This window comes from Burkholderia sp. HAN2018 (genome assembly GCF_024704855.1).
GTDB lineage: Bacteria > Pseudomonadota > Gammaproteobacteria > Burkholderiales > Burkholderiaceae > Burkholderia > Burkholderia cepacia.
Genome location: NZ_QOBB01000368.1, coordinates 1 through 4,233, shown reverse-complemented (window position 1 = coordinate 4,233; position 4,233 = coordinate 1). Strand labels below are relative to the sequence as shown.

6 protein-coding genes are annotated in these 4,233 nt (G+C 72.3%); 2 read left to right on the top strand and 4 right to left on the bottom strand.

Annotated elements, in window-relative coordinates:
* Together DPV74_RS39375 and DPV74_RS39370 are read left to right on the top strand one after the other, a co-directional pair.
* Positions 1 to 608 (top strand): MFS transporter (locus DPV74_RS39375; protein WP_119339153.1); only part of this gene is annotated, 608 nt, incomplete at its 5' end.
* 171 nt (positions 609 to 779) lie between these two features.
* Positions 780 to 926, top strand: a complete 147-nt coding sequence (locus DPV74_RS39370; protein WP_162923280.1) for a hypothetical protein — start codon at positions 780 to 782, stop codon at positions 924 to 926.
* Here the strand turns inward: DPV74_RS39370 and cobM are convergent, their stop codons facing one another.
* From cobM to cbiT, 4 genes are all read right to left on the bottom strand, one after another.
* Positions 927 to 1,655, bottom strand: a complete 729-nt coding sequence (cobM, locus tag DPV74_RS39365) for a precorrin-4 C(11)-methyltransferase (RefSeq protein ID WP_059495992.1) — start codon at positions 1,653 to 1,655, stop codon at positions 927 to 929. It abuts the gene before it with no gap.
* A gap of 43 nt (positions 1,656 to 1,698) precedes the next feature.
* Positions 1,699 to 2,430, bottom strand: a complete 732-nt coding sequence (locus DPV74_RS39360; protein WP_027787405.1) for a cobalt-precorrin-6A reductase — start codon at positions 2,428 to 2,430, stop codon at positions 1,699 to 1,701.
* Positions 2,427 to 3,515, bottom strand: a complete 1,089-nt coding sequence (locus DPV74_RS39355) for a cobalt-precorrin-5B (C(1))-methyltransferase (RefSeq protein WP_119339151.1) — start codon at positions 3,513 to 3,515, stop codon at positions 2,427 to 2,429. The genes DPV74_RS39360 and DPV74_RS39355 overlap by 4 nt, the downstream gene beginning before the upstream one ends.
* Positions 3,515 to 4,233: precorrin-6Y C5,15-methyltransferase (decarboxylating) subunit CbiT (cbiT, locus tag DPV74_RS39350; protein ID WP_119339150.1), on the bottom strand; the 719-nt coding region annotated here is incomplete at its 5' end. The genes DPV74_RS39355 and cbiT, both read right to left, overlap by 1 nt.

The following is a 4,233-nucleotide window of genomic DNA, read 5'->3' as shown; positions in this document are numbered from 1 at the left end:
CCGGGCCGGCGTCGGCAACGCATGCGCGGCCGTCGCGCTCGCCGCGCGCGTGGCGGCTCGCGCTGTTCTTCGGCATCGCGACCGGCGCGTACACGCTCGTGCTCGCGTGGCTGCCGCCCTACTACATGCGGCTCGGCTGGTCGCCGACGGCGGCCGGCAGCCTGCTCGGCGGCGTGACGCTCGCGGAGGTCGTCGCGGGCCTGACGATCTCCGCGACGATCGACCGCCTGCCCGATCGCCGGCCCGCGCTGCATGCGGCGATCGCGTCGCTGTTCGTCGGTTTGCTGGTGATGCTGGCCGCGCCCGAAGCGCTCGCGTTGCCCGCCGCGCTGCTGATGGGCGCGGGGATCGGCGCGCTGTTTCCGCTGTCGCTGATCGTCACGGTCGATCATGCGGCGACGCCGGCCGATGCCGCGTCGCTGACGGGGTTCGTGCAGGGCATCGGCTACCTGATCGCCGGGCTGTTTCCGTTCGCGGCCGGCATCGTGCGCCAGCATCTCGCGGACCTGACGCCCGCATGGGTCGCGATGGCCTGCCTGTGTGTCGCGCTATTCGCGCTGGCCGCGGGGTTTGCGCCGCGGCTCGCGCGGCGTGTTGCGCGTGCCTAGCTCGGGCCGGGGAACACGGCCATTGCGGTTCGGCTGCGGCCGCCGCTCAGCAACGTCCTTGTGATCGACTGCGGCGCGACTGCACGCGCGACACCGAACGCACATCGTCGACCCTGGCCCGGAAGCAACGTTCGCGGCGCGCGCGACAACGCATCGTACTGGAGCGTGGTCGTGCTCAACCCGCCCCCCGTCGTCGGCATCGCCGCGTCGATCCTGATCCTCGGCGAATCGGCCACGCCGATCTACTTCGCCGGCGGTGCGATCACGATCGACGCGGCGCGCTGCACGCTTCTGCGTGAACGCCGCGCCCGTGCGTAATCAACCCGCACTCGCGTACAACGTCGAATCCGCAAACCCTTCGGCGTCGAGCACGCGCCCGATCAGGATCAGCGCGGTGCGCTCGATCTGCGTGCCCCGCACCTTGGCGACGATGTCGGCGAGCGTGCCGGTCACGCGTTCTTCGTCCGGCCAGCTCGCGCGATAGATCACCGCGACCGGGCAATCGGCGCCGTAATGCGGCAGCACTTCGTCGACGATGCGGGCGAGATGGCGCACGCCGAGATGGATCGCGAGCGTCGCGCGGTGCGCGGCGAGCGAGCCGAGCGCTTCGCCTTCCGGCATCGTCGTCTTGCCCGCGAAGCGCGTGAGGATCACCGTCTGTGCGACGCCGGGCAGCGTCAGCTCGACGCCGAGCGTCGCCGCGCATGCGGCCGTGGCCGTCACGCCGGGCACGATTTCGTACGGTATCCCGAGTGTCTTGAGACGGCGGATCTGTTCGCCGATCGCGCCATACAGCGACGGGTCGCCCGAATGCACGCGCGCGACGTCCTGCCCTTTCGCGTGCGCGGCGGCGAGCAGCGCGACGATGGCATCGAGGTCGAGCTCGGCCGTGTTGACGACCTGCTCCGCGCGATGGCCGTCGAGCACGGCGGCCGGCACCAGCGAACCCGCATACAGGATCACCGGGCACGTGCGCACGAGGCGCTGGCCCTTCACCGTGATCAGCTCCGGGTCGCCGGGGCCCGCGCCGATGAAATACACCGTCATCGAAAAATCTCCGTCAATTCATGGGATGACCGGCCGCGCGGCGTCATGCGCGCGCGGCCGGATCGAGCGCGTCGATGAGCGCCGCGGCCGAGTCGAACGCGCGGTCGGCGTCGGGCAGCGGCGGCCGGCGCAGCATCACGACCGGCAGCCTGCGTTCGCGCGCGACGTCGAGCTTGGCTTCGGTGGCCGCGCCACCGCTGTTCTTGCTGACGACGACGTCGATGCCCGCCAGCGCGAACAGCGCGCGCTCGCCATCCAGCGTGAACGGCCCGCGCGCGGCGACGACCTGCGCACGCGCGTTGCCGGGATGCGGGTCGAGGCAGCGCACGAGCCAGAACTGGTGCGGCGGGATCGCGTCGAGATGTGCGAGCGGTTCGCGGCCGAGCGTGAACAGCGGCCGCCGGAACGGCGCGAGCGCGGCTTCGATGCCGGCCCAGTCGTCGACCATGCGCCAGTCGTCGCCGGGTTGCGGCGACCACGGCGCGCGGCGCAGTGCCCACAGCGGCACGCCCGCTTCACGCGCCGCGGCGGCGGCATTCGCGCTGATTTGCGCGGCATACGGATGCGTCGCGTCGATCACGAGGCCGATGCCGGCGTCGCGCAGATAAGCGGCCAGCCCGGCCGCGCCGCCGAAACCGCCGACCCGCACGTCGCAGCGCAAGTCGTCGGGTGTCTTGCCGAGGCCGGCGAGACTATAGACATGATGCGGCCCGAGCGCGCGCGCGATTTTCAGTGCGTCGCCGGTACCGCCGAGCAGCAGGATGCGGGCGCTCATCGCGCTGTCCCGACGAAGCGGCCCTGCCGGTCGATCGCGAACATCTCGACCGTAACCGACGGCGGCACGATGTCGCGCGCGACGCGCAGCGCATGCGCGCAGACGAGATCGCCGAGCGGCACACCGTCGGCGTGCGCGAGCTTCAGCGCTTCCTGGCTCGTGTTCGCGGCGCGCATCGCCGCCTGCAGCGCGTCGCTGGCGCCGGCCTCGGCCGCCCACTGCGCGAGCAGCGGCAGGTCGATGCTCGAATGGCGGCTGTGCAGGTCGAGATGGCCGGCCGCGAGTTTGCTGAGCTTGCCGAAGCCGCCGCACATCGACAGCCGCGCGACCGGCGCGCGCCGCAGGTGCTTGAGCACCGCGCCCGCGAAATCGCCCATCTCGATCAGCGCCATGTCGGGCAGGTGGTAGTGCGCGCGCATCGCATCCTCGCTTGCGTTGCCCGTGCACGCGGCGATATGCGTGATGCCGTTCGCCCGCGCGACGTCGATGCCTTGATGGATCGACGCGATATAGGCCGAGCACGAGAACGGCCGCACGATGCCGGTCGTGCCGAGGATCGACAACCCGCCGACGATGCCGAGGCGCGGGTTCATCGTCTTCAGCGCGAGCGCCTCGCCGCCCTCGACGCCGATCGTCACGTCGAAGCCGCCCGCATACCCATGCTCGGCAGCCAGCGCTTCCAGGTGCGTCGTCATCATCCGGCGCGGCACCGGGTTGATCGCCGGTTCGCCGACCGGCAGCGTCAGCCCCGCGCGCGTGACCGTGCCGACGCCCGGCCCCGCATGAAAACGCACGCCGGGCGCCGCCGCGAGCGCGACACGCGCGAAGATCAGCGCGCCGTGCGTGACGTCCGGATCGTCGCCGGCATCCTTGATCGTGCCGGCTTCCGCGCCGTCGGCCGTCGTCCGGCAGAACTCGAGCCGCATCATCACGCGCTGCCCCTTCGGCAGCACGATCTCGACCGCGTCGTCCGCACGCCCCGCGAGCAGCAGCCGCGCGGCGGCGAGCGACGTCGCGGTCGCGCAACTGCCGGTCGTGTAGCCGAAGCGTAGCGGCGCGGGCTGTTCGGGGGTTTCGTCGCGCATCACGCGTCCGTTGTATGCGTCGTGGCCGGCGAAGCCGCCGTGTCGGCCATGTCGACCGTGTCCGGCTTGCGCACGTCGTACAGCGTGACCGGCAGCGGCTGACGCCAGGTGTCGAAGCGGCCGAGCGGCTCGGCATGCGCGAGCGACACGCGCGTGAGCGTGCCGCCATGCGTCTCGCGCCATGCGGCGAGCGCCAGCTCGCCCTGCAGCGTGACCGCGTTCGCGACCAGCCGGCCGCCGGGCTTCAGCGATGCCCAGCACGCGTCGAGCACGCCGGCCGCGGTCGCCCCGCCGCCGATGAAAATCGCGTCGGGCGCGGCGAGCCCCGCGAGCGCATCGGGCGCGCGGCCCGCGACGAGTTGCAGGCCCGGCACGCCGAGCGCGTCGCGGTTGTGCTCGATGAAGCGCTGCCGCTCCGCATGCGCTTCGATCGCGATCGCCTGGCATGACGGATGCGCGCGCATCCATTCGATGCCGATCGAGCCGCTGCCGGCGCCGACGTCCCACAGCAGCTCGCCGGGCACGGGCGCGAGGCGGCCGAGCGTCATCGCACGCAGGTCGCGCTTGGTGAGCTGGCCGTCGTGGCGGTACGCATCGTCGGGCAGGCCGGGCGTGAGCGCGCGGCGCGGCGCGTCGGGGCCGGCCCGGCAGTCGAGCGCGACCAGATTGAGCGCGGCCGTTTCGTCGACGCGCCAGTCCTGCGCGAGCCCGTCGAGAC